Origin of the sequence: Rufibacter immobilis (assembly GCF_003721565.1) — a bacterium.
In the GTDB taxonomy this organism is placed as follows: domain Bacteria; phylum Bacteroidota; class Bacteroidia; order Cytophagales; family Hymenobacteraceae; genus Nibribacter; species Nibribacter immobilis.
Genome location: NZ_RJJE01000001.1, coordinates 38,527 through 64,213, shown reverse-complemented (window position 1 = coordinate 64,213; position 25,687 = coordinate 38,527). Strand labels below are relative to the sequence as shown.

Annotated in this window: 18 protein-coding genes and 1 tRNA gene; 5 read left to right on the top strand and 14 right to left on the bottom strand. The window is 51.9% G+C overall.

What is annotated here, in order from left to right:
- Window positions 1-19: 19 nt before the first annotated feature.
- The 8 genes from EFA69_RS00270 to EFA69_RS00235 form a co-directional block, all read right to left on the bottom strand.
- Window positions 20-3,172 (bottom strand): SusC/RagA family TonB-linked outer membrane protein, encoded by a 3,153-nt coding sequence (locus EFA69_RS00270; RefSeq protein WP_123131094.1) that lies wholly within the window; start codon window positions 3,170-3,172, stop codon window positions 20-22.
- 715 nt (window positions 3,173-3,887) lie between these two features.
- Window positions 3,888-5,708, bottom strand: a complete 1,821-nt coding sequence (locus EFA69_RS00265; protein ID WP_123131093.1) for an ABC transporter ATP-binding protein — start codon at window positions 5,706-5,708, stop codon at window positions 3,888-3,890.
- Between the two features lie 192 nt (window positions 5,709-5,900).
- Window positions 5,901-7,349 carry a sodium:solute symporter gene (locus tag EFA69_RS00260; protein ID WP_123131092.1) on the bottom strand — a complete coding sequence of 483 codons (1,449 nt, stop codon included), beginning with the start codon at window positions 7,347-7,349 and terminating at the stop codon, window positions 5,901-5,903.
- Between the two features lie 163 nt (window positions 7,350-7,512).
- Window positions 7,513-8,985 (bottom strand): sodium:solute symporter, encoded by a 1,473-nt coding sequence (locus EFA69_RS00255; RefSeq protein ID WP_123131091.1) that lies wholly within the window; start codon window positions 8,983-8,985, stop codon window positions 7,513-7,515.
- A 178-nt stretch (window positions 8,986-9,163) separates the two neighbouring features.
- Window positions 9,164-9,781, bottom strand: coding sequence for a hypothetical protein (locus tag EFA69_RS00250; RefSeq protein ID WP_148041211.1), 618 nt, complete (start codon window positions 9,779-9,781; stop codon window positions 9,164-9,166).
- 212 nt (window positions 9,782-9,993) lie between these two features.
- Window positions 9,994-11,814, bottom strand: coding sequence for a M61 family metallopeptidase (locus EFA69_RS00245; protein ID WP_123131089.1), 1,821 nt, complete (start codon window positions 11,812-11,814; stop codon window positions 9,994-9,996).
- 75 nt (window positions 11,815-11,889) lie between these two features.
- Window positions 11,890-12,552 carry a class I SAM-dependent methyltransferase gene (locus tag EFA69_RS00240; protein ID WP_123131088.1) on the bottom strand — a complete coding sequence of 221 codons (663 nt, stop codon included), beginning with the start codon at window positions 12,550-12,552 and terminating at the stop codon, window positions 11,890-11,892.
- Window positions 12,553-12,716: 164 nt separating this feature from the next.
- Window positions 12,717-13,211, bottom strand: coding sequence for a CinA family protein (locus EFA69_RS00235; protein WP_123131087.1), 495 nt, complete (start codon window positions 13,209-13,211; stop codon window positions 12,717-12,719).
- Between the two features lie 168 nt (window positions 13,212-13,379).
- Here EFA69_RS00235 and EFA69_RS00230 point away from each other — a divergent pair, with 168 nt between their 5' ends.
- A complete protein-coding gene (locus tag EFA69_RS00230; protein WP_123131086.1) occupies window positions 13,380-14,099 on the top strand; it encodes a phosphatase PAP2 family protein in 720 nt (239 codons plus the stop codon).
- Window positions 14,100-14,188: 89 nt separating this feature from the next.
- A tRNA-Leu gene (locus tag EFA69_RS00225) sits at window positions 14,189-14,270 on the top strand.
- A 37-nt stretch (window positions 14,271-14,307) separates the two neighbouring features.
- Here EFA69_RS00225 and EFA69_RS00220 read toward each other — a convergent pair.
- Complete coding sequence (locus EFA69_RS00220) at window positions 14,308-14,571, bottom strand: hypothetical protein (protein WP_123131085.1); 264 nt, start codon at window positions 14,569-14,571, stop codon at window positions 14,308-14,310.
- 120 nt (window positions 14,572-14,691) lie between these two features.
- Between EFA69_RS00220 and EFA69_RS00215 the strand changes: the two genes are divergently transcribed.
- Together EFA69_RS00215 and fabV are read left to right on the top strand one after the other, a co-directional pair.
- Window positions 14,692-15,402: a phosphatase PAP2 family protein gene (locus tag EFA69_RS00215; protein WP_148041210.1), complete on the top strand. Its 711-nt coding sequence runs from the start codon at window positions 14,692-14,694 to the stop codon at window positions 15,400-15,402.
- Between the two features lie 166 nt (window positions 15,403-15,568).
- Window positions 15,569-16,759, top strand: coding sequence for an enoyl-ACP reductase FabV (fabV, locus tag EFA69_RS00210; protein ID WP_123131083.1), 1,191 nt, complete (start codon window positions 15,569-15,571; stop codon window positions 16,757-16,759).
- 258 nt (window positions 16,760-17,017) lie between these two features.
- On the opposite strand, the gene EFA69_RS00205 is transcribed toward fabV, so the two are convergent.
- The 3 genes from EFA69_RS00205 to EFA69_RS00195 form a co-directional block, all read right to left on the bottom strand.
- The gene (locus EFA69_RS00205; protein WP_123131082.1) at window positions 17,018-19,345 is read right to left on the bottom strand and encodes a GAF domain-containing protein; all 2,328 of its coding nucleotides are present in this window, start codon (window positions 19,343-19,345) and stop codon (window positions 17,018-17,020) included.
- Between the two features lie 202 nt (window positions 19,346-19,547).
- On the bottom strand, window positions 19,548-21,542 hold the full coding sequence (pulA, locus tag EFA69_RS00200; protein WP_221175641.1) for a type I pullulanase: 1,995 nt from the start codon (window positions 21,540-21,542) through the stop codon (window positions 19,548-19,550).
- 66 nt (window positions 21,543-21,608) lie between these two features.
- A complete protein-coding gene (locus EFA69_RS00195; RefSeq protein ID WP_123131081.1) occupies window positions 21,609-22,769 on the bottom strand; it encodes an MFS transporter in 1,161 nt (386 codons plus the stop codon).
- A gap of 175 nt (window positions 22,770-22,944) precedes the next feature.
- On the opposite strand from EFA69_RS00195, the gene EFA69_RS00190 reads away from it, so the two are divergent.
- Window positions 22,945-23,391 carry a hypothetical protein gene (locus EFA69_RS00190; RefSeq protein ID WP_148041209.1) on the top strand — a complete coding sequence of 149 codons (447 nt, stop codon included), beginning with the start codon at window positions 22,945-22,947 and terminating at the stop codon, window positions 23,389-23,391.
- Window positions 23,392-23,528: 137 nt separating this feature from the next.
- Here EFA69_RS00190 and EFA69_RS00185 read toward each other — a convergent pair whose 3' ends face one another.
- Together EFA69_RS00185 and EFA69_RS00180 are read right to left on the bottom strand one after the other, a co-directional pair.
- Window positions 23,529-24,089, bottom strand: a complete 561-nt coding sequence (locus tag EFA69_RS00185; protein ID WP_148041208.1) for a thioredoxin family protein — start codon at window positions 24,087-24,089, stop codon at window positions 23,529-23,531.
- A gap of 99 nt (window positions 24,090-24,188) precedes the next feature.
- Window positions 24,189-25,568, bottom strand: a complete 1,380-nt coding sequence (locus EFA69_RS00180) for a dicarboxylate/amino acid:cation symporter (protein ID WP_123131078.1) — start codon at window positions 25,566-25,568, stop codon at window positions 24,189-24,191.
- Between the last annotated feature and the right edge of the window lie 119 nt (window positions 25,569-25,687).

Genomic DNA, 25,687 nt, shown 5'->3' with positions numbered 1-25,687 from the left:
TAAATTGGTTTTATGCTCCTTAGAAAGTTAGAGTAACGCTACCTCCAAATGTTCTAACTGGAGGGTTGATTGTTGAGTTGGTGATACCAGCTTGATTACCAGATGTTACCCCTGTAGAGTTTCCGGTGCCGAAGTTAGTTTCTCCTGGAGAGTAAGTGAAATCTGGGTCACTGTAAACATTTGTTTTTGGTAACCATAAGAATAAGTTTCTACCAGTAAGTGCTACAGATACTCCCTTCACTACCTTCTGTCTGCTGATAAGGCTAGAAGGCAATTCATAACTTAATGCAACTTCGCGTAATCTCCATGAAGCTGCGCTAGTGATGAAGTTGCTAGCAACAGTTCTGTAAATACCTGTGTAAAAGTTTTCCGCTCCGTTGATAGTAACGTTTGTGTTAGGAACATAATTACCATCTGCACCTAAGATCACTGAATTAGGGAACACGAAGTTTTGACGGCTATTACTTGCTGTAGCTTCAGATACACCTGTCCAAGCCATGGCATTTCCTATATCATGATAGGCATAGTGCCCTGTTTTGTATTCAGCCAATACTGAGAGATTAATACCTTTCCATGAAACAGATGGATTAAAGCCCATTATCCATGTTGGCATGGTGCGTCCAAAGATCTGTGTAGCTGGATTCTGAGTTGGCATTCCTGTAGAAGCATCTACAATCACTCTTCCTTCTGGATCTCTGTTATAGTCTGTTGCTCTAAACACAAATGCTGGATATCCTTTGATAGCATAGTTGGCAGCAGTTGTGTAACCACCAATTGGCAGTTGGTCTAGTCCTTCAAATATTTTTGTAACCTCAGTAGTGTTATAGGTTGCGTTTGCTCTGAAATCAATTTTTACATCACCTAATTCAACAAGGGGAGTGATTCTCAGATCTAATTCTACCCCTTTGTTGATGAATGATGCTGCATTCACGTATGCTTTTGTGTAACCAGTAGCCGATGATACATCCACATCGATGATCTGGTCATCCATGTCTTGGTTGTAATAAGTAGCTTCTATGTTAATTCTGCCATCAAGGAAACCAGTCTCAATACCAATCTCACGGCTCTCAATAAACTCTGGTTTTAAGTTAGCGTCATAAGTAGTGTTATTGGCTGTAAATCCTGGTAAGCTACCAAAAGGGAAACCGGCAGGCTGACCAAAGGTAGCAGCTAGCAAGTAAGGTGCAATATCAGCGTTACCTGTTTGATTCCAAGAACCTCTAAGCTTCAAGTATGAGAGGATATTGTTGTCTTGTAAAGCACCAATAGCGTCTGTTAACACTAATGAACCGCTTACACCTGGATAGAAGAAAGAGTTGTTTCCAATGGCTAATACAGAAGTTTGATCATTTCTACCTGTTACTTCTAAGTTAGCCCAGCCTCTATAGCTTAATCCAACGCTTCCGTATAAAGAGAATAATCTTGAAGTTCGCTCAGGAGAAGAACCTGTTAGCTGGCCAACACGATTAGAAATGTTGAATAATTCTGGAACTACTAATTGGGTTGCACCAACTCTAGTGTCACGGGCTTGATCCTGACGAACGTATGTACCAACTACTGCATTTATTTTAAAGTCTTCATTAATCTCTTTGTTGATATTAGCAAAGGCCTCTGAAGATAGGCGGATATTACGGAAAGATCTTTCTGAAACAGTTCCAGGAATGGTTTTTACTCCTCTTGGAGATCCAAATGAATTTGGGTTTTCACCTTTAGATGTAGTTCTTTCAGATATATTTTGAGAAGTAAGAGCGGCTCTATAGTTTAATGACAACCAGTCAGTTGCTTTAAAGCTTAAGTCCAAGTTAGTAATCAAGTCTTCTCTTTTACCATCTCTACGCCAGTTGTCTAACGCAAAATATGGATTAATTCCATAATGGTTAAAGTAGTTATTGTAGGTTGCAAACTCATTGTTTTCAAAATCCTTGTAATTTAACAACGGAGCATGCGCTGGAGTGTTGAAGATCAGGTTCATCAAACCTTGGTTCAATCCTACGTTATTAGAGCTATTCCAGGAAGCCATAGAGGCGTCATCAAACACATTGTAGTTTTGCTGGATATAGTTAGTGTTTAAACCAACTTTGACTCTGCCATACTCACGGCCAGTATTTAATCTGATTCCTGTTCTACGGTTTTTGTCATCAGGAACAATCCCTTTTACAACCGCATCTTGTAAACTTATATAGAAGTCCTTAATGGCTAGAGAGACATTGTTTTGAGTAGTCACACCTGTATCAAAAAACTTCTTTCTGTCATTCCTTGCACTATAAGCTACTCTTTGCTCATTACCATTTGCTAGAGGATCTCCAAGCAGTACTTCAGATCCATCAAATTCAGGGCCCCAAGACCAGTTTTCGTAAGGAATATATTCTCCTCCGCCCCCGCTACCAAACTTTTCTTGGAACTTAGGGAAAAATGATATTTGGGTTAATTGAGTAGAATGGCTAAGTGTAATTACTGGCTTTTCATCAAGTGATCCTTTTTTTGTAGTCACTACAATCACCCCGTTTCTTGCATCTGGACCATAAAGTGCTGCGCCAGAGGAGCCCTTCAGTACAGTTACATTGTCAATATCGTTCGGGTTGAGGGACGATAAGTAGTTAATATCAGAAGGAACACCATCTAATAATAGAAGAGGGTTGTTGTTACCTGTTAATGAACGGATACCACGTAGGTTTATCTTTACATTTTCAAATACACCACTGTTAGTTGTAGTGATATTTAAACCTGAAACTTTACCTTGTAAACCAGTAGCGACGTTCACAGGCGCAGCACGTGTGATTACTTCCTCAGTTACAGTAGTGGCAGCATAACCTACTTCCTTCTTCTGTCTTTCAATACCCAAGGCAGTTACTACAACTTCACCTAATGCTCTTGCATCAGTGGCTAAACGGGCATTGATAGTGGTTTGATTTCCAATGGCTATTTCTTGATTGGTGTAGCCTATAAAGGAAAACACTAGTGTTCCTCCTGTGGTAGGAACAGCAATTGAGTAACCACCATTCACATCTGTAGGGGCAGCTGTGCTGGTTCCTTTGAGCTGAACTGTAACCCCAGGCATGCCTTCTCCTGTAGTTGCATCAGTCACTCTTCCTGTGATGGTCTTCGTCTGTGCCATGGCTTCGTTGAGAAACACAGACAACAAAAGAAGACTCAATAGTAAGATTTTCTTCATGTTGGTTTAGGTTTTGTTTGTAAATGAAGCCATAATAATACAGCTTTTTGTTGAGAAATGAAATAAAAAACGTTAGCAGCTTCTGATAGGTCGATCTTCTTTAAGTCACTTTGTTTCTGTTGCTTTTAATTTTCTTGTTAAAGTTCTAATGACTATAATCAAAGGATTTGTTTTGAATATTTATGGATAATCAGAAAGGTGCAACAGTTAAGGGATATTGAGTTTTACCTATTTCTCTATTTGATTAGAGGTATAAGTTGTGATGAAATGTTTTGTTAGACTATACTTATGCTACACAAGAGCATAACTCATTGGATTGATTCTGTAAGATAGAACTAACTAATCGAGTGCTATGGATTTAAATCTAATGTTCTAAAGGCTAATGTCTAATCGCAAACAACTCTTTGCTTACTAGACTAGTATCGCAGGCTTCTATTGCGTCGAGTTTAGTGTTAAAGTGTAAAGTGTGTTTACGTAGTTTATTTATATATACAACTTTGCTAGTTTGTAGATTTGGATTAATTTGTTTTGCTTGATACTTTATATTCTAATTAATTTTTTGAAGAGTAGCTAGAAATTGATCTACTATGAACTGTCCGTAAAGGTATGAGGCGGGGAATTTAATGTTTTTGAGAGGCTTTGCTCGAAGCGTCAACAGGGTTGATGGAGTAGCTCAGCATCAAAAGAAAGAGGCACCTTTAGATGCCTCTTTCTTTTATTTCGCCTCAAACTGTAGCCTCAGTAGATTAGCATAAATCCCTTCTGGATTATGAGCCAGCTCATCATGCGATCCCTGTTCCACAATCTGCCCTTTGTCTATTACTAAGATCTTATCTACTTTCCTGATGGTGGCCAGGCGGTGAGCAATGATGATGGTGGTTCGGTTCTTCATCAGCTCATCCATGGCCTGCTGCACCAGCATCTCAGACTCAGAGTCTAGGGAACTGGTAGCCTCGTCCAGGATCAGGATGGCGGGGTCTTTCAGGATGGCGCGGGCGATGGCGATGCGTTGGCGCTGTCCGCCAGAAAGTTTAATGCCGCGTTCGCCCACTACGGTATTAAAAGCTTCCGGGAAGGATTGAATGAACTGCAGCGCGTTCGCTTTCTGAGCAGCCAGGAGAACTTCTTCCTCCGTGGCGTCTGGGCGGCCATAAGCGATGTTCTCCTTGATGGTGCCTCCAAAAAGCAGTACCTCCTGCGGCACAATGGCCATGTTGCCGCGCAGCTCGTGCAGGTGCAGTTGGTTAATGTTCTGTCCGTCTACGTAGATTGCCCCTTGGTCTACTTTGTAGAACTTCATGAGCAACTGCGCAATGGTCGACTTGCCGGCGCCGCTGGAGCCTACCAAAGCGATTTTCTCTCCGGCCCGAATCTCAAAATGGATATTCTGTAGCACCTGGAGGTCGGGGCGGGTAGGGTAGGAGAAGCCCACATGCTCATAGCGTACGTTGCCGTTGAAGCGGACCGCTGCCGGGGTAGGCAGCGTTAGATCAGGCTGCTCCAGCGGAAGGTCTAGTATCTCCAGGATACGCTCAGATGCTCCTACGGACACCTGAATTTTGGCGTATAGGTCGCCCAGGCCTGCTACAGAGGCCCCAATAAAAGAGGTGTAGAGGATGAACGAAGTAAGTTGGCCAAATGTAAGGTCGCCGCGCTGCACTAAGGTGGCCCCGTACCAGATCACGAGAATAATGCCGCCAAACAACCCGATGATGATAAAGGAGATGAACGCCCCGCGATAGAAAGAGGTGGAGATGGCGGTTTTTACAGATCTTCCCAAGGCCTGCTTGTACCGGTTAATCTCAAAGAGCTCGTTGGTGAACGCCTTCACTACCTGAATAGCTTGCAGGGTTTCCTCCACAATCACGTTGGTTACGGCCAGTTCATCCTGGGTCTTGCGCGACAGTTTCTTCAGCTTTTTGCCAAACACCATGGCCAGAATCACCAGAACCGGGAAGGTGGCCAGCATGAACAGGGAAAGCTTCACCGAGATGAACATGATAAACCCAATGCCCACCAGTAGGGTAGTGATCTGCCTGAAAAGCTCGGCCAGGGTAATGGAGAAACCATCCTGAATATAGCTTACATCTGAGGTGATGCGGCTGGTGATCTCGCCTACCCGGCGTTGCTCGAAAAACGTGAGTGGCAAGCCCATGAACTGGGTGTAGAGGCTCTTCCGGATGTCGGCGATGGCGTTTTCGCTTACTTGGGCGAAGAAATAGACCCTGAAAAAAGAGAAAATCCCCTGGAGCGCAATCACCGCAAAGAGCAGTACGGCAATGTAATCAATGTCCTGTATCCAGAGATCCGGTTTGCCCACGGCGGCGTCTATGAGCATGCCCGTAACCGCCGGAAAAGCCATGAACGTGAGGCTGGAAAAAAGCAGAAATACCAGACCAATGTAAAATTTACCTCTGTAAGGCAGAAGGAACCTGAAGATCTGAAGACCGCGCCGTAAATTCTCTTTGCTTAATTTGGCTTTACCTTCTGTTTCGCCTCCGGCCGCCGCCCCTGGTCCGAATCCTCTTTTTGCCATGTAGTGTAGTTCCTGTTTGTATAGATTGAGGTGCGTTTATAGTAAGCTTGTTCTTTCAGGTTTACGTTTAGGGGCTGTTTTTCAGAAAAGAGGCTCTAAACGCATTCCTCTGCCTGAACAGCGAACGCAACCCGCAAAGGTAGGCATATCCATTGATTTCCGCAGCCCATAGAAGGTCGTAAAACCAGAATGCTACAGACTTTTACGGGCTGAAACGAACCAGAGCCCTAAAAACATGAGAAATCCGTTCAGCAGCAGCACCTCAAACCCAAACTGATAGCCCCAGAACCACTGGGCGGAATGGGAACTGATGACGTACGTGAACACCGGAGATAGAACGCCCAGTACCGGAACGGCACCGTCCCGAACGGTTCTTGTGGTGAGCAGACCAAAGGTGTACATGCCCAGCAACGGACCATAGGTATAGCCCACCAGCGTGAAGAGCGTGGCAATGATGCTCTCGTCATTGTAGAGTTTGAACAGGAGAATGACCAGTGCCAGCAGCAGGGAGAACGCCAGGTGGACCCAATTTTTGTAACGTACCCGCTGGGCCTCCGGCCGATGCTGGAAATCCAGGAAATCGACGCAGAAGGCGGTGGTCAGAGAGGTGAGGGCAGAGTCTGCCGAAGCGTAGGTGATGGCCGTGATTCCCAGGATAAAGGCCAAGCCTACCACCGAGGAAAGATGGTTCAGGGCCAGGAACGGGAATACGTCATCGCCTTTGGCGGGTACTCCTATTCCTTTGGCCGCCGCAAAGGTGTACAAAAGCACGCCCAGGCAGAGAAAGAGCACGTTCACCACCACCAGAATGACGGTGAACCAGAACATGTTCTTCTGGGCCTCGGGCAGGTTACGGCAACTCAGGTTTTTCTGCATCATGTCTTGGTCAAGGCCCGTCATGGCAATGGTGATGAACGCGCCGGCCAGAATCTGTTTCACGAAGAAATTAGGCGCTTTGGCATCCCAAACGAAAAGGGTGGCATGGGAGCTGTCCGTGATGGTGCTTACCAGTGTGCTGAACGAAAGGTGCAGTTCCTCAGAGATGAGCCAGATGCTGGTGCCCAGACAGAGAAGCATGGCCAGCGTCTGGAGGGTATCGGTCCAGACAATGGTTTTCATGCCGCCCCTGAACGTGTAAAACCAGATGAAAGCGATGGTGAGTGCCACGGTACCCGCAAACGGAATGCCCAGCGGCCCGAATACCGCCAGTTGCAGTACCCCCGCCACCAGATACAGCCTGAGGGCGGCGCTGAGCGTGCGGGAAAGCAGGAAAAACGCACTGCCGGTTTTGTAGGACCAGAAACCCAGCCGCTGCTCCAGATAGGTGTAGATGGAAACCAGCCTCAGACGGTAGTATAGCGGCAAGAGCACCAGCGCAATCACTACGTAGCCCAGCACGTAGCCCAACACAATTTGTAGGTACGTGAAGCCGGTTTTCTCCACCATGCCCGGAATAGACACAAAGGTGATGCCCGAGAGCGTGGTCCCAATCATGCCAAAGGCCACCACGTACCAGGGAGAGTTGCGGTTAGCCAAGAAGAAACCCGAAGTAGATTCGCCTTTCTTGCTCGTGAGAAAAGAAACCAGCAGCAGCAGGCAGAAATAGGCGATGATGATGCCCAGCGTGAGAAGTGGAGACATGCGTAATAACCTCAAACAAAGCTGGTCTGGAAAAGTGTGACCAACGCGCTGCAAAGGTACGGCCCAAAACCGAATTTGGCTTATTTAAAAAGGCTTGCGTTTAGGGGCTCTTTTTGGAAAAAGAGCCCCTAAACGCAAGCCTTTACATGTTCTTTATACCTGATTAAACAGGCGTGGTGGCGTCAAGCAGATCGGTTTTCTTGCGGGAGATGGAGTATAAGCCCATAAAGGTCAGGAATCCGTTCAGGATCAGGACCTCAAACCCGAACTCATACCCCCAGAACCAGTCTACGGAATTAAGGCTGATGATGTAGGTGAGCACCGGGGCCAGCACACAGATGAACGGCACGAGGTTGTCGCGCACCGGACGGTTAGAGAATACCCCGAAGGAGTAAAGCCCCAGCAGCGGGCCGTACGTGTAACCGGCCACTTTGAACACTGCCTGCACCACGCTTTCGTCGTTCACAATCCGGAAGATGATGATCACAATCCCCATCAAAAGAGAGAAGCCCAGGTGCACCCAGTTTTTGTATCGGATGCGCTGCGTCTCGGGCCGGTTCTTGAAATCCAGGAAGTCTACGCAGAAAGAAGTGGTAAGCGCCGTCAAAGCGGAGTCTGCCGAGGCATAGGTGATAGCGGTAATGCCCAGAATAAAGGCGATGGCCGCAAACGAGGAGAAGTGGTTCAGGGCCAGGAACGGGAACACGTTATCGCCTTTCTCCGGCAGGCCAATGCCCTTGGCTTCAGCGAAGAGGTACAGCAAAGCGCCCAGGCTCAGGAACAGGATGTTCACAATCATCACAATTACGGTGAACGAGAACATGTTTTTCTGGGCCTCCTTCAGGTTTTTGCAGCTCAGGTTTTTCTGCATCATGTCCTGGTCAAGACCCACCATCACAATGGAGATGAAAGCACCGGAAAGAAACTGCTTGAAGAAGTAACGCGGGTCCTTTACATCCCAGAAGAATACCTGTGAATATTTACTTTCGCTGATGGTGTCTACCATGCCTTGGAAGGAAAGGTTCAGCTCGCTGGAGATCATAGAGATACTGATGCCCACGCAGATGAGCATGGCCAAGGTTTGGAAGGTATCGGTCCAGATGATGGTTTTCATACCGCCTCTAAACGTATACACCCAGATAAGCGCGATGGTAATGGCCACAGAAACCTCAAACGGCACGCCCAGTTCGTCAAACACGGCCAGCTGCAGTACGCCTGCCACCAGGAACATACGCAGGGAAGCTCCCAGCGTGCGCGATAGCAGGAAGAATGCCGCCCCAGTTTTGTAGGACCAGAAACCGTACCGCTGCTCCAGATAGGTGTAGATGGAAACCAGGTTCAGGCGGTAATAAAGCGGCATGAGTACCATGGCCACCACAAAATACCCCAGCATGTTCCCCAAGATGAGCTGCAGGTAAGAAAACTGCGCTTTTTCCACCATGCCCGGAATAGAGATAAAGGTTACCCCAGACAGGGAAGTCCCAATCATCCCGAAGGCCACCACATACCACGGCGAAGACCGGTTTGCCAAAAAGAAACTGTCCGTAGATTCGCCTTTTTTACTCGTTATAAAAGAAATCAGGATGAGAATGCAGAAATAAGCGGCAATGATGCCCAGAATTAGGGTTGAAGACATGGGTGAGCTGGGAAGATAAGTTTTGTCTTGGTTAGGTGATGGGGCAAATATAACCAAAAAACGATATGCCCAATTTATAAAATTAGCAGCATGAGCGGCGGCAATGGGCGTAAAAAAGCCTTTCCGCCCACAAGCGGAAAGGCTTTTTTATGAAACAGATAAAGAAAGTCTCTTTTTATTAATAGCCCCACATAGAGTTAAAGCCGCTGCCCGGGTACCCGTACCCGTAGTGGCCGCCGTTGCCGTACCGCACCCCACCGGAGATGGTCACGTTGGGAGCCACCTGGTACTGCGCCTGGAACTGGAACCCTTGGTTAGGAAACCTACCGTACAGAAACGGGTTGGCATTCCATCTGTTGGTGGCGGAAGGGGTTAAGTCTTTCCAGACACTGCCGCTCAACTGCAGCCGTTCGCTCATGGCGTAAGTGCCGCCCACGTGCAACAGGTACTGCCGGTCTGGTGCCCCCGATAAGGTAGTGGCCGTTCCCTCTGGAGTAGTGGTTCTGAACGTAGGACCGCCCCAGGTCTGGAGCACCGTTAAACTGCTGAACACCTGAAACCGAGGGCTTACCCGGTACTGTACCCGTGGTTCCAGATAGGAAAACGAGCCCAAGTTGCTGAATGCCGCGCCCGCGTTAAGGCCGTAGCTCACACGTGGAACAAAGGGTGCGGTGTGGTGCAGAGAATCAGCCCCGGATGGTAAACCAGTTTCCAGTTCCTGCGCCTGACTCGTTAGCAGAGTAGTTGCCCAGATCAGGAGAAAAAGAAACGTATATCTATAAAATCGTTTTGCCATTTGTCTTACTTTGAAATGCCGTGCCTGAGAAACACAGGTGGCGGCACTACTAAGATAGTGTATTTCTACCTCTAACGAAACAACCGGCCGCTTAGTCTCTTGGTTCCATTCCGTTTAGGGGCTGTTTTTCCAAAACAGCCCCTAAACGGAAATCCTGCCTTGTATAAAGTCCATTGCTTTTAGAGCGTCCGGCAGAATAGGAACCTGAAAATTTACTTTGATTTACCGCTTAACCAAGCTTCCCGGCGGGCTTTTTCTGTTTTGGAAGCTTTTTCTAACGGCACCAGTTTTAGGTCAGGGTCTTGGGCTAAGGTAAGGGGCACCGTTTTCTTAGTGCCCTGCTGCAGAACCTCCAGTTGCACCTGGTCTCCGGGTTTGTGGTGGGTCAAGAGGCTATCCAGGGTTTTCTGTGAGGTGAGTTTCTGGCCGTTCAGGGTGAGGAGTGCATCGTCCCGGTCCAGGCCAGCTTTATACAACGGACTGTTGGCGAAGGTGCCCTGGGCAATAGTAGCCTGGTCGTTCTGGAATCTAAGTCCCTCCCAACCCAGCACGGCATTTTTAGAGGACTGTAACGCCAGCCCCATTTGGTTGGCCAACGCGGCGTACGGAATCATCTCCTTGCCATAAATGTGCCGCTTAAAGAAGTCCTGCGCGAAACCGGGGTCTTTGGTAAGGTCAGCGAGGGCTTTCTCCAGGTCTGGGAGCGTGTACGGTTTCTCCGGCTTGCCGTGGCGCTGCCAGAGCAGGCGCATGTAATCGTCTAGGCTCAGGTTTTTGAACTTGGTGCGTAGGGTGAAGTCCAGGCCAATGGCGATGGCGTTGCCGTAGGTGTAATAGGAGATGTAGGTATTGGTGCGGTTAGTTGGGTCTACGGAGCGGGAGGCATCCACGAACGGGGCCTGCATGCTCATCTCCACCGGCGAGAAATAGTCTTTCCCCGGAGAAACCGTTACGGCCAGAATTGGGTAACCGGCGCTTTTCAAATAATCGGGTTGGGAGGTAACGCCGGCCCGGGCCATCAACAAGGTGCCGTAATAACTGGTGAAGCCTTCGGCCAGCCACAGCTCGCCGCTCATGTTGGCGTCTGCGAAGTTAAACGGCTCCAGGCTCTGCGGCCTGATGCGCTCCACATTCCAGGCGTGGAAGAATTCGTGGGAAAGTGTACCTAGGTTAGAGTTCATGCCATTCTTGAGCGGGCGCGAACTGGTGATCACGGTGGAGTTGCGGTGCTCCATGCCGTCGCCGGGCGTGCCGGGAAGGTAGCAGGCAATAAAGGTGTACTCGCCAAAGTCAAAGGTGGGAAGTTCCCCGAAAACGGCCTGGGCTTCCTGCACAATGCGCTTGGCTTTCTGGGTGTACTCGTCCAGTTCCTGGGCGGTGCCGCCGTGGTGCATGCCAATCCTGATTTTCTGGCTTCGGCCTTTGTCCTGTACCGTCCACTCGCGCCACTGCAAATTAGCCAGTTCAATGGGGCTATCCATGAGGTACTGGAAATGCGGGGCCGAAAAAGTGAACGGCGCCGTCTCTGGCTTCAGCTGGGTGGCAGCGGTCCAGTTCTGTCCCGCCGGAGGCCGAAAGCTGATTTGCACCGGGGCCTGCTCCATGCCGTTGGCGTACATAAACGTAGCGGGCGCGTTGAGGTGGGCATGGGTAGGGCTTACGCCGGCGTAGGTACCGTCAGGGTGGTCAGCGAAGAGCGTATATTTCACGGTGACCGTTCCGTCATGGCCCGCCACGTTCCACTGGTGCAGGTTAGGCCGGTTAGGCGTCAGCGGTCGGCCCTGGCCGTCGGTGACCTGGATGTTGTACACGTTCTTGGCGAACTCATGCAGCGCGTAGCGGCCCGGCGAGGAGCGGGCCATGCGCACTTCCAGCACCGGGGCCTGCACGCCTTTGAAGGTAGCCGTGACAGAGGCCTCATGGTGGGCTGCGTTTTCAAAAGAAACTTGGTAATTGACGCTCTGCTGCGCCATAGCGGGAGAAATGAACGCCATCGCCCCAAGGGCGAAAGCTGCGAAGAGGGTTTTCTTCATGTAAAGGGAGAGTTTGGCCGCCCAAGATACACAGGAAAGCCAAAAACAGCTACTGGCCAGATAAATACTTCTGGCTTAGGAACCAAGCGGCTTCTGCAGCACCTGCGCCCTGATGAAGAAATGGAAGAAAAAGGCTTCCTGCTTGGTAACAAACCCCAACTGGGAGAACAGAGCCTCAAATGGAGGCAAGCCGGTGCCCGAAATGCCGCTCACCTGCCTGAAGAAACGGTACATGGCCCACAGCAGCGGTTTCTGCCAAATCTGTCGCCGTTTTTCCGGAGCCAGGTAAAAATCGGTGTGGAGCCAGAGGCCGCCGGGGAGCAGGGCCTGGGTTAGCCGTTGCATCATGTGCAGAGCCTGGGGGGCGGTGAACAGATCCAGCACGAAGGGCGTGAGCACCACGTGGAACTTCTCTTCTGGCAGCAGTTGGTCCTGGGTACCGTGCCGGAACTCCACCTCGGCCCCGGCCGAAGAAAAGTTTTGATATCTGGTGCGGGCTTGGCGCAGCATCTGGGAAGAGGCTTCCAGGTACAGCACATAAGCCGGGTTACTTTTTTGGAGGAGCCGGGCCAGAAGCCAGCCGCTGCCGCCCCCCAGCACCAGCACGCGCGCTCCCAGCGGGATTAGCTCCAAAAACTGCGCCTGCGCTTTTTGCTGCGCCTTGCCAAACACCAGTTGGGCCAGGGCGTCATACACGGGGGCAATGAAGTCAAAGTCTGGGGCGGGAGCAGTGGACATGGGCAGGCAGGGAGTTGAGCGTTTAGCGGCTGTTTTTCCAAATTAAGGCAAAAAACGCTAGGCCTGTACACGCCAACTCGCTACCGGTAAATGATGACAAATGGCTGGTTTAAGCCCGTTTTAGGAAAAACGGCCGCTAAACGGGAGGGTGAAGGGTTCTTCTCTTACTCGTGCTGGAAGTGCCGCTCCACGGTTTCCTGCAGCTTCTGGAAGATGAAGTCCTTAGCTTGGTCGCGCATCTTTTGGGCATCGCCTTTGAAGACCTGGCGGTACTCCTCCACTTTGTCTTTGAAGAGGATGGAGACGAAGGTGGTGCCCACGGGTTTTTCGGCGGTCTCTGAGCCGCCTTCGCCAAACAAGCCGGTCACGGCCACGCAGACATCGGCTTTGAGGAGCTTCTGGAGGCCCTGCACCATTTCATTGGTCACCTGCTGGCTCTCGGCGGTGTAGAGTTTGAGGGTTTCGTTCTTCACGCCCAGCACCTTGTTTTTGGCCACGGCGTTATAGGTGACCATGCTGCCCAGAAAGACGTCGGCGGTACCGGTGGCTTCGCTCAGGGCGGCGGCCAGGCTTCCGCCGGTGCAGCTTTCGGCGAAGGCAAGCGAGAGGCTTTTGTCTTTCAACTTCATCATCAGTTGGGTCAACTCTTCTGGTTTCATAGCATTCTGTTCTGGCTCTGAGAGGTCTTACTGGTTTTGGGGGCGCTAAGTTGTATGGGGCGGCATTTCCAACGCCAGGCGCGGGGGCTACGTATTTTAAGCATCTTGCCGTTTTGGGCCTGATTCCTGAAAAAGGGCCGCTAAACGGAAAGCTGTAGACAAGACACTATGAAAAAAGCAATTCGGAAATTTGTGGCGGCCTCTGCGCTGTTTACGGTGGAGCTGGTGGTGATATGGGCGGTGTTCCTGCTGTGCCTGGTCCTGTTTTTCTGGCTGGCCCGCGAGGTGCTGCCCGGCCGCGAGCTGCGCTTTGACAGCCTGGCCTTCGCCTGGGCCGATGAGCGGGCCAACCCAGCGCTTACAGAATTCATCAAGGGAATCACGTTCCTGGCTTCGCGCAATTTTATTACCGGGGCGGGCTTTATGCTCATTGGGTATTTCCTGTTCGTGAAAAAGCACAAGTGGTACTCGCTCAAAGTGCCGGTGATTGCGGTGGGCAGTATCTCCCTGAACCTGCTGCTCAAGTACCTGTTCAACCGGCCCCGGCCGCTGGTGCCGCACCTGGTAGACTCCTACGGGCTCAGTTTCCCCAGCGGGCACGCCATGATCAGCGCTTCTTTTTATGGGTTGCTCATTTACCTGGTCTGGAAGAACGTGGAGGTGCCCGCCTGGCGTTTTCTGCTCATTACGCTGCTCTCGCTCCTGATTCTGTTCATCGGCTTTAGCCGGGTGTACCTGCACGTGCACTACGCCACCGATGTGCTGGCCGGTCTGGCCGCCGGTCTGGGTTGGGTCATTCTGGCTATTTTCCTGCTCAACCGCATGGAGAAGTTCTCCAAACGCAACCTGCACCCGGTGGTGAAAGGGGAGCAGCCGCCCACCTCCTGAAATTTTTTTGCAAAAATTTGCCCCAGGTATTGCATAAAAATAAAAAGTAGTATCTTTGTGCACCCTAACGCAAGAAGGGGATAAATAATGCGCAGGTGGCGAAATTGGTAGACGCACTGTCTTCAGGCGGCAGCGCCTTCGGGTGTGGGAGTTCGAATCTCCCCCTGCGCACAAAAGGCCAGCTTCATATGAGGCTGGCCTTCTTGTTTTACTCCGGTCTGGAGCGCAGCAGCGGGTTCAGATTCAACGGGGTGAGGTACGCCTCAAAGTCCGGTTGCCGGGTAACGGCGCTAATTTTCTCCATCCGGTTCCTGGTCTGCGAGAAGTACACTTCGGCAAAGAAATTCTGGGTCCAATACAACTGCACTTCATACTCTCCTTCGTTTCTGGAAACCAGCCGGCGGCCGTGCGCCTGTAAAAACTGGGCGCGGCCCGCGAAGTCAAGGTACAGAAAGCCCAGCAGGTACAGCATAGTCAAGGTACGTTTTTAGCCTTAGTGTCGGATTTTGAGGAGGTTAGCCGCTGCCGGGTGCCGGCGGTGAATCTTTGGGGCTACTTTTTTGCGTACACTTCCCAGAATACAGAAAGGCGTATGCAGCAAGAAGTGAAGCAGGCGGGTAAAAAGGCGGGAATGGCGCTCACGGTGGTGTCAGGGCAGATGGTGGTGGCCTGGCTGGTGTTTGTGGGCTCGGCGCTGCTGTTTTTCTGGATGACCCGGGTGGTGTTTGTGGAACAGGAGAAAGAACTGGACCAAGCGGCGTTTGCCTGGGCTGACCAATTCGCCAACCCAGAGACTACCCAGGTCATGTACTTCATCACCTTCTTCGGGTCCAAGAATTTTCTCATCTACGGGTCTTTGGCGCTGGCGGCTTTTTTCCTGCTTTTCAAGAAGTGGCGGTTCTACTCGCTCAAGGTCATTGCCATCTCGGCCACTACCACGCTGTTCAACCAGACCATGAAGTGGCTGTTTGGGAGGCCCCGGCCCGAAACCGCCTTTCTGGAGCAGGGCGGCAACAGTTTCCCCAGCGGGCACGCCATGATTGGGGGCGCTTTCTGGGGACTTCTGGTGTACCTGGTCTGGACCAACGTGCCGCAGCGCTGGGCCCGGTGGCTTCTGTGCGGGCTTCTGGGGGCTTGGATTCTGCTCATCGGCTTTAGCCGCGTATACCTGAACGTGCACTACGCCTCAGATGTGCTGGCCGGTTGGGGAGCGGGTTTCTTCTGGCTCATGCTCTCCATTTTCCTGCTGAACCGGCTGCGGCAGCGCAAAGGCCGAAAAGCCGGGCAAGTTCTGGAAGAGTAGAAAGCTACTGCGCTAAGCTCTTATTTTTGCCCCTGAAAATAGCGGCTTTACCGCCTACAGGCGCCTAAACAGCGGCGGCAGGTATGTTTTGTTAAGAAAAATACCCAATTTACGACTGCAAATCTTACGATAGCCATACAGAGGTATTCTGTGAAAACCATTTGACATGATCATTACACCAAAAGTACGCGGGTTTATCTGCTTAACCGCCCACCCAGAAGGCAGCGCTAAAAACGTAGAAAACCAGATTAACTATGTGAAATTCAAAGGTTCTATAGACGGGCCTAAGAAGGTTTTGGTGCTTGGGGCTTCCACCGGTTTCGGGTTGGCCTCCAGAATCACCAGCGCCTTTGGAGCCAACGCCGCCACCATTGGGGTTTACTTTGAGAAGCCTTCGGCCGAAGGCAAACCGGGTTCACCGGGCTGGTACAACACCGCCGCCTTTGAGAAAAAAGCCCAGGAGGCCGGCCTCTACGCCAAAAGCATCAACGGCGATGCGTTCTCTGATGAAGTGAAACAGAAAACGCTGGACCTGATCAAAGCTGATCTGGGGCAGGTAGACCTGGTGGTATACAGCCTTGCCTCGCCGCGCCGGGTGCACCCTAAAACCGGGGTGATTCACAATTCGGTCCTGAAGCCCATTGGCCAGACCTTCTCCAACAAAACCGTTGATTTCCATACCGGCAAAGTGTCTGAGGTGTCCATTTCACCGGCCAACGAGGACGACATTGCCAACACCGTAGCCGTGATGGGCGGCGAGGACTGGGCCATGTGGATTGATGCTCTTAAAGCCGAGAACCTGCTGGCGCCGGGCGCGGTGACTGTGGCCTATTCCTATATTGGGCCGTCACTCACCGAAGCCGTTTACCGCAAAGGCACCATCGGCCGCGCCAAAGACCACCTGGAGGCCACCGCTTTCACCATCTCAGACTCCTTGAAGGATCTGGGCGGCAAGGCGTACGTCTCTGTGAACAAAGCTTTGGTAACCCAAGCCAGTTCGGCCATTCCGGTGATTCCGCTGTACATTTCGCTGCTCTACAAAGTGATGAAGGAGCAAGGCCTGCACGAAGGTACCATTGAGCAGATGGACCGCCTGTTCAGAGAGCGTCTGTACACCGGTGGCGAAGTAGCGGTAGACGAGAAAGGCCGCATTAGAGTAGACGATTGGGAAATGCGCGATGACGTGCAGGCCCAGGTGGCCACCCTGTGGGAGCAAGCCAACACTGAGAACCTCTCTGAGATTGGCGACCTGGCCGGTTACCGCACCGATTTCTTCAACCTCTTCGGGTTTGAGGTGGAAGGCGTGGACTACGAGAAAGACGTGAACGAAGTGGTAGAGGTACCGGGTCTGGTATAAACTGCTTTTGTTTCTAGAGATGACGGTGCATTCACCTGGCTCTCTATTCTAGACACATTACTATTACAGAGCATCTCGCCTGCGACCGGAAAAGCGATTCCGGTTACCGGCGAGATGCTTTTTTTATTAGATATCCAAAGTGCGTTTAGCGCCTCTTTTTCCCAAAACAGGCGCTAAACGGAAGAGGCACAAAGATCTAAGCAGCTCAGGGTGCTAACCTGTTTAGGGACTGTTTCTGGAAAAAGAGCCCCTAAACAGCTAACACTTCACTTTCACGCGCAGGGCTTTGAGTCCGCTCACTCCCTGAAGATCCTCAATCTCCAGCTGTTCCACGCCATCGGTTAAAATATTCTTGTTCTGGAGGTATTCTATGTATTCCAGGTACTCATTGGCCTCACGGGCCTGGGAGTAGACAATGGCGATTTTGCCGGGCTGGGTGAGGCGTTCCTCGGTGCCGCGCACCAGGGCTTTGTCTACCCGCTTCTTCACAATCTCATACCGGATGTTGTAGGCCCCGTCTACGTCAAACTTGCGCTCGTCTTGCCGGAACCGGATGGCCAGCGGCTGGCTGTGGATTAAGATGAGTTGCGTGGTTTCCAGGGGCACTTTGAGCTGCGGTTTGAGGGCGGCGGCACGGCGGGTCACCTCGCACATGACCATGAGTTGCCACAGGCGCAGGTTGCGCAGGAACATGATGTCAAAGGGTTGCCGCTCTTCCAGAGACGCGCCCACGTAGATGTTGAACTCCACGCCATCGGTCTTGAACTTCTCAAAGTAGTGCGGGTACATTTCCTGCGCGTTCTGCTCTTCCTGCTCTATGTACTCAGAAATGGTCTCATTGATGAGCGTGAGGCTTTCCTCAAAGGCCTTGCGGCGTTTGTACAGGATGCCCAGCTCAGGGTCCATGGCGTCACGGTAGTTCTGGATGTAGGGCAGCAGGTCTGGGTGGGTGGCTTCCAGAAACTCAAACATGGGCTCTACCTGCGTGCGCAGCATCTCAAAAATGAGGATACCGTCCTGAGACAGCAGCCCTTTCTTCAGTTGTCGCAGATGTTTGGACACCGAAAAGCGCAGTTCATCCAGAATGGGCAGCGAATGAACCTCAATGGCTTTTTTGAGAATGCGTTCGGCCAGGTGGAGGTGCTCCACCAGGTCGCCCAGAATGGCGGTATTCCGCTCAGTGCTGGAGCCGCGCACATCGGCGGCGGCGTAGAGTGGGTACACATCTGGGAAAACGATGGGCTCCATCTCCACGGGGCCGGTGTTGTTGTTGATTTTGTCCAGCATGTTGAGGGCCGCCTCCCTGAACCGCCACTCCAGCACCGGGTGAATGGCGGTGAATTTCTCCCTGATCACGGCCTGCACCCGCGCCTCAATCTCCTCTGAGTTTCGGTTTACCGCCACCGAGAAAAGCGGCAGGAACTGCTCCATCTTGGCCAGCGAGAAGTTATCCAAATCGCCGGGGTTGGGGGAGCCCAGTTCTAGGATGCCAATGGGTTCGTCGCCGTAGCGGAGCAGGGCCAGAATGATGTTCCGGATGCCCATGCCCAGCATCTCCTCGCGCACGCCGTCTGGTAACTGGTTTGTTTTGGCCACGTCTTTCACCACCAGCGGCTGACCGTCGCGCACCAGGGTGTCATAAATGGATTTGAAGCCCACGTAGCTGCTGCTGCCCGGCTCGCTCTGCAACAGAAAGCTGTGGTTGATCTTGTTCCCGAAGTTCACGAACGTGCTCCGGTTCTTATGGAAGGCGGCCACGCCCAACTGCAAATGCGGCCGCTTAAAGAAGATGCGCACTTTCTCCTGCAACTGCTCAAAGCGGTCGGGCGCCAGCATCACGTCACGCTCCAGCAGGTCGTTCTTGAGCGAAGACAAGACTTCCTGCACGGTCACGTCTACCAGGTGCAGCGTGTAAAACCCGTTGATCTCAAACAGCTCGGGCGGCAGGGCCTCCATCCAGACATCCATGTTCCGGATGTTGTCCAGTAGGTGCTGGAGGTCTGCCTCGCTCAGTTCGGGCAGCGGCTGGGTGTTGGTGATCTCCAGGAAATGCGTGTTGATCTCCACGTTGTAGTGCCGGTAAAGGCCCAACTGGTAATCTGGAACAGTGTAGATCAGGAATTCCTCATGCGGTACCTGCACCCCGTAGAATTTCTCTAGAATGAGGAAGTATACCATGCGCACCCGGTTGAAGAGCATACGTTGCTCATCTATGTTGAGCGGGCGCTTGAGATGGTTATGGTCATTGAGGATGATCTGCTTGAACAGGTCTGTGTGGTAGAAGCTCACGTCATAATTGGGCCCAACGGTGCCAATGGCTTCCACTTCACGGGTAGCCGCCGGAAAAACGGCCGTCATGAGCAAGTCAAGAATGCATTCGTGCTGTTGCAGAACACTAAAATCAATGATGGGCTCCAGGAGTTCAGGGGCCTGCTTTAACTGCTTGTTAATTTCCTTTGCGCACAAAAGCGCACTGGTTCTGCAGCCATCTTGCTGTTGTTGCCAATAGCGGATAATGGGGGCAAAACTCAAATGGGCTTTAAAGGGAAACGAGGTAACGCTGATCAGATGTTCTTGGGAATGCATACACGGCTTTTAACGCAAAAAGCCTCTGGCAGATACAAAAAACGGCAGGAAACGCACCACGGGAAACCAGTTATTTCTCCGCTGAGCGGAGCGGCCTACTAGGAAGCCTTTACGGTAAATTTTTCAGGACCAGCTCCCGCTGTTTTGGGCCTGTTTTCAGAAAAAGAGCCGCTAAACGGAAGACGCCTAACGCGTTTCAAATCTATTCCTGAAAAAGAATCAGCATTGACACCGGCGGAATGTGCACGGAACCGCTCACGTTGCGGCTACCCTTCAGGTGAATGTGTTCGCCCTCGGCGGCTACCGTCCAGGTGCCTTGCAGGGACACTTGTGTGGCGGATGGGCGACCGTTGTAGTACACCAGAATGTTTTTCCAGGAATCGCCGTTGGCATGGTCTTTCAGCAGGTAGCCCACCAAACCGGGTTCTGTGATCAGGAACTGGAGGTGTTGGTTCACCAGTTGGGTGGTGGGCATCCGGAAGGCGGGGTGGGCTTTACGGAGGGAAATGAGGCTTTGGTAGTAGCTAAATACGTCTTGGTGCGTCTCTTTCCAGCCCCAGTTGATCTGGTTGATGGCGTCTGGTTTGTTGTAGCTGTTGTGCTCGCCGTTTTTGGTGCGCATCATCTCCACGCCCGCGTGCAGAAAGGCAGTTCCCTGGCTGGTGAGCACAATGGCGTTGGAGAGCAGGTGCATCTTCTTCAACTGATCAGGGGAGGCGTCTGGGGCAGAGGCTTTCAGTTTGTCATACAGGGTGAGGTTGTCATGGCAGGAGACATAGGAGACCGCCTGCCACGGCTCCCGAGCCCAGAAGTCTTTAGAGTAATTGACCTTGCCTATGTTTACCTGCGGGTGCTGCACGCTGCCCACCACTCCAAACTTGATGGACTCTTCGGTGTCTGCGGCGCCGCTCACAAAACCTTTGGCTTTTTCGTCAAAAACAGAGCCTTTGATGGCATCCCGAAGGTCATCTGAGAAGGCAGCCGTATGGGTAAGCAAGCGGGTATTGGCTTTGAGCGCCTTGGCGTTGTCGGGCAGCGGACTGGTGCCGGCGGTCCAACCCTCGCCGTAAATGATGATGTTGGGGTTGATTTTCTTCAGCTCGGCGGTGAGAAGGTTCATGGTTTCCAGGTCATGGATGGCCATGAGATCGAACCGGAACCCGTCTATGTGGTATTCCTTAGCCCAGAACTTGCAGGACTCAATAATGAATTTCCGGGCCATGGCCCGCTCGCTGGCTGTTTCGTTTCCGCAGGCCGAGGCGTCTGAATAGGTACCATCTGGCTTCTGCCGGTAGTAGTAATCCGGAAACTCCAGGTTAAAGTTGGAGCCTTTGGTGAGGCCCGTATGGTTATACACCACGTCCAGCACCACGCCCAGACCTTTGTCATGGAAACCCTTCACCATCTGCTTAAACTCCCTGATGCGTACCTCGGCGCGGTAAGGATCTGAGGAGTAAGAGCCCTCAGGCACGTTATAGTTCTGCGGATCATAGCCCCAATTGAATTGCGGTTTATCCAGAGCGGTCTCGTCAATGGAGCGGTGGTCAAACGCAGGCAGCAGGTGGATGTGCGTTACGCCCAGTTCTTTCATGTGGTCAAGGCCTGTGGTCACACCTTTGGTAGTTTTGGTGCCGGGCTCCACCAAGCCTAAGAATTTGCCGGGGGCAGAACTACCTGAACTGAGGTGGGAGGTAATGTCGCGGACGTGGGCTTCCCAGAGTACCACCTCATTAGGCGTTTTCACGGTTGGACCTTTGTCCTGTGCCCAGCCGGTGGGGTTGGTAGAGGATAAATCCAGTACCATGGCCCGTTGCCCGTTTACTCCTACGGCGGTGGCGTAGATGCCGGGTGTCTCTTCCTGCCATTTCGTCCCAATCTTGACTTGGTAGGTGTAATAAACGCCTTGAAGATCTCTCTTTACGGTAAGTTGCCAGAGTCCTTTCTCACCTTTGAGCAGCGACAGCTTTTCCCGGGCGGTACCGCCGTTCCCTTTCTCATACAGCTTGAGCACCACTTCCTCCGCCACCGGCGACCAAATCCTGAACGTGGTGGCAGCGGGGCTGTACTCTACCCAAAGATTAGCCTCTACCGGGGTAGGGTACTGGTCAAATTTCTGAACGGGCATGGCCCAAAGGGTGGTAGAACTCATCAGGTACAGAAGGATAAGATACACAGAGAAGGTCTTACGGCGTTTCATGGCAATTGGTAAAGGGGGATGAGAACCCAAGGTGAATTCTTAAGAAAGTGGTTTTCAGCTAAGAAGTTAAACTTCCTCTGTTTTAATCCGGCTGGAGAGCAAGGCTACACTTATGCCCATCAAGGCGATCACGGCAAAAGACAGACGCAAGCTACTGATACCGGCCAGCAAGCCAATCAACGGTGGCCCCACCAGGAACCCGGCAAACCCAATGGTAGATACAGCCGCCAGCGCCATGCTGGGAGCCATGGTTTTGGTTTTGCCGGCCACGCCATACACCAGCGGTACCACCGCAGACACACCGGCACCCACCAGCAGAAACCCAAGGATGGCAGTCACCATGTGAGGGAACAAAACTGCAATTGTTAGTCCAACCGCCGTTACAAGCCCGCTGAACTGCAAGACACGTTTCAGGCCCAGTTTGGTGGTGAGCCAGTCGGCGATGAAGCGGGTGAAGGCCATGGTGCTCATGAAGGCGGTATAACCGGCGGCAATCCAGGCTTTCTCGGCCTGCACCACTTTCTGGAAGTACACGCCGCTCCAGTCAAACATGGCCCCTTCGCAAATAAGGGAGCAGAAAGCAATGAGCCCCAGCCCCATGAGGGCTTTGTCTGGTTTCACGAATATAGGCTGGTTGGCCGGGGTCGGAGCGTCTTTTGGGACAGCGAACTGATAGGCCACGGCCACGCCCGCCATAACCACGGCCGCCATGACCAGGAAGTGCTGCAAGGGTTGTACCTCCAGGCCAATCATGAGGGTGCCAACGGCGGCGCCCGCAAAGCCGGCCAAACTCCAGAGCCCATGGAAGGAAGCCATGATGGATTTCTTGTAGAGATTCTCTACGCCCACCGCCTGGGTGTTGACCGATATGTTGGCCATGTTGCTCGCAAAACCGAACAGGAACAAGGTACCCACCAACTGCGCAGTAGTTTGGCACAAGCCTATCAGTACTAAAGTGGTGCTGTACAGAAATAGCGCGATGGTCACTACTTTTCGGCTGCCAATTTTAGAGGTAAGCCAGCCGGTAAACGGAAGTGAAAGCATGAGGCCCACCGGCAAAGAGAAAAGGACTGCGCCCAATTGGGCCTCAGACAGGTGTAATTGTTGCTGAATAGAAGGAATTCGGGAACCCCAACTGGAAAAGCAGAGGCCCTGCAAAAAAAACAGAGCACCTACCGCTATTCTGTGGGTAGTTCTGGAAAGGGGGGAAGTAATGGAAAAAGTCATGTATTAATTGTAAATCAGACAAAAATAAACCATTCAGATGGAAGGAACTATTGTGGAACGGTATCTGTCACGCCAGTGAGCATTTCTGTCTGCCACCAGACTCTTTTGGAGCATTGGCTAGCTGAAGAATTTGCGTATATTTGATTGCCACCTACCTAGGATTTTTAAGTACTGAATGAACAAGCAGTTCCCTGCACAGACACACTCTACGCGGTTAGAGGAAATGAGCTCCACCACTGGCAAGGTATTTCTACAAATAGAACTGGAGCCCGGGCAACAGTGGATCTACGCTAACTGGATTGGGTACCCCACGCCAGATAACGTGGCCAAGGGAGCGTTCGCGTACCTGGACTGGATGCAGGCCAAAGGGTGCACTGCCGTCTTGAACGACAACCGCCAACTGGTAGGCCGCTGGGATCAGTCGCTGGACTGGCTGGAGAAGCAATGGATTCCCCACGCCTTGAAAACCGGCCTCAAACACTGGGCGCACTTAGACAACTTAGCCACTTTCTCTGCCAGTTCCGCTGATCAACTCCGCGAACGCGTGAAGGGACGGTTTGAGATACAGCTCTTTGATGACCAGGCCGCCGCTGAGGAGTGGCTGAGAAAGCATCAGAAATAAAGAGGAATAACCTCTGGAAATAAAAGTATCGGCGCTGGCGAACGCATTCTTCTTGAGCGTTCGCCAGCGCCGATCTGTTTCTCAATTTCCGTTTAGGGGCTCTTTTTCTAAAAACGGCCCCTAAACAGAAAGCTGTGTTACTTGGTGTCTCCTTTGAGGATGGTGAGCATGTTCATTTCCAGGGTAGGATAGGCGGTTTCTACTATGCGGCCCACCTCTTTGCCATCGCGGTACAGGATAAACGTGGGCACTGCGGTAATGCTATCCCCTTTTTCCTCTCCCTTCAGGCTGGATTTGTCTTCCCGCAAGCTGATCAGCTGCAAGCGGGAGTGCGGGAAGCGGGCCTGGTCAATGACCTTGAAGAGACGGGGCAGATCTCGCTGTGAGTCTAGGCACCAGCTGCCTATATAGCCTTTCACGGTCACGTTTTCCAACAAGGGTTGCAGCTCATCCATGATCTTCTGGTTAGGCTGGTAGCGCAGGTACGCCGGGTGGAACCATGTGTTGTACGGGGCGTTTTCAAAGGCTACCCGGGTGGTGGGGCCAATGAGGATATTCTCTGTGCCGGCGGCGTTTTTCTCCTCGCGGTTCTCGCTGGGGTCAAGCCCAGACTGTTCAGAAGCGGAATATGTAGCCCGGCGGGTGCAGGAAATGGCCGCAAACGCCAGCATCGCGATGATCAATAATCGGAAAAGCATCTTCTACAGTATTTTAACAATGGGTAACTAGGCAGGGTCCATGCAGGAGAAACGTAAAATAGGGGCAACAGGTATATGTGCCGCCCCAAACCGCTGCCTTTAGATAGACTCTATAGGCCGAGGCGCGTCCAGATCAACGAATTCACCTTCCCAGCGCGCAATAACGGCGGTAGCCAGACAGTTTCCTATCACGTTTACGGAGGTGCGGGCCATGTCCATTAGTTCGTCAATACCTAAAATAATGAAAATAGGTTCTACCGGAAGGTTAAAAGAGGCGGCCGTTCCCATTAGAATCACCAAAGAGGCGCGCGGTACCCCGGCAATTCCTTTGCTGGTGAGCATGAGCGTGAACACCATCAGCAACTGCTGTTCCCAGGGCATTTCAATTCCAGCGGCCTGCGCCACAAAGATGGAGGCCAGCGACAGGTAAAGGGTAGAACCGTCCAGGTTGAAGCTGTAGCCCATGGGCATCACGAAGGCCACAATCTTACGCGGTACCCCAATGGATTCCAGTGCTTCCATGGCCCGTGGCAGGGCGGCTTCTGAGCTGGTGGTGGCAAAGGCAATAGAAACCGGACCCGCAATGGCATTAATAAACATTTTGATGGGAATCCGGAACATGAGCGCCACCGGCAACAACACCAATACCAGGAAGGCGAGAAGCGCCACATACAGGGTAGCCAACAGCTTGAACAGGTTCACCAGAATCCCGAAGCCCATGTGCCCCACGGTGTAGGCAATGGCGGCCCCCACGGCTATAGGCGCGAAGAACATGATGATGTTGGTGAACTTGAACATGGTTTCGGCCAGGCTCTCGGTTACTTCCAGCAGCGGGCGGCGCTTGCGCTCGTTCAGCATGGCCAGGGCAATCCCGAAGAGCACACTGAAGACCACAATCTGCAATACCTGTCCTTCGGCCACTGATTTGGCAATGTTCTCTGGGAAAATATGCAGGATGATGTCTTCAAAAGTTTGCGCCGGTGGGGCGGTAATCTCGTTGCTGGCCTGTCCTTTGAGCACAATGCCGTCGCCGGCGCGGCTCAGGTTAATGGCCGCCAGACCAATGAACAGGGCAATAGTGGTTACTATCTCAAAGTAGATGAGGGCTTTTATCCCCATTTTGCCCACCTGTTTCAGGTTTGAGTGTCCGGCAATGCCCACCACCAGCGTGGCAAAAATGAGCGGCGCAATGATGGTTTTCACCAGTTTTAGGAACACCTTGCTCAACACGTTCAGGTGCTGGGCGAAATCTGGGAAGCTGTAGCCAATTTCGGCGCCAATGACCATGCTCACCAGAATCCAGGTGGTGAGGGATTTTTTCTGGGTGGCAAAGAGTACTAAGGCGGCGATGCCTGCCCAGCGGGTAGCCGTGAGCAGTATTTCCGGAAGAGTGAACAGGCCGTAGTTTTGGGCAAGCGTGAGCACAATAGCCACCGTGAGAATCACAAAAGCCAGAATAGCGAGCGTGGATTTTTTCATAAAAGAATCAACTTCCCTCCCGGTGAGGGAAAGGGAAACGCAAGGGTTTAGTTTGGTTGGGTAGAATGCCGCTTGGGCTGGTTAACGCATTGGAAAGAACAAATATAGGGTTTTCTTCC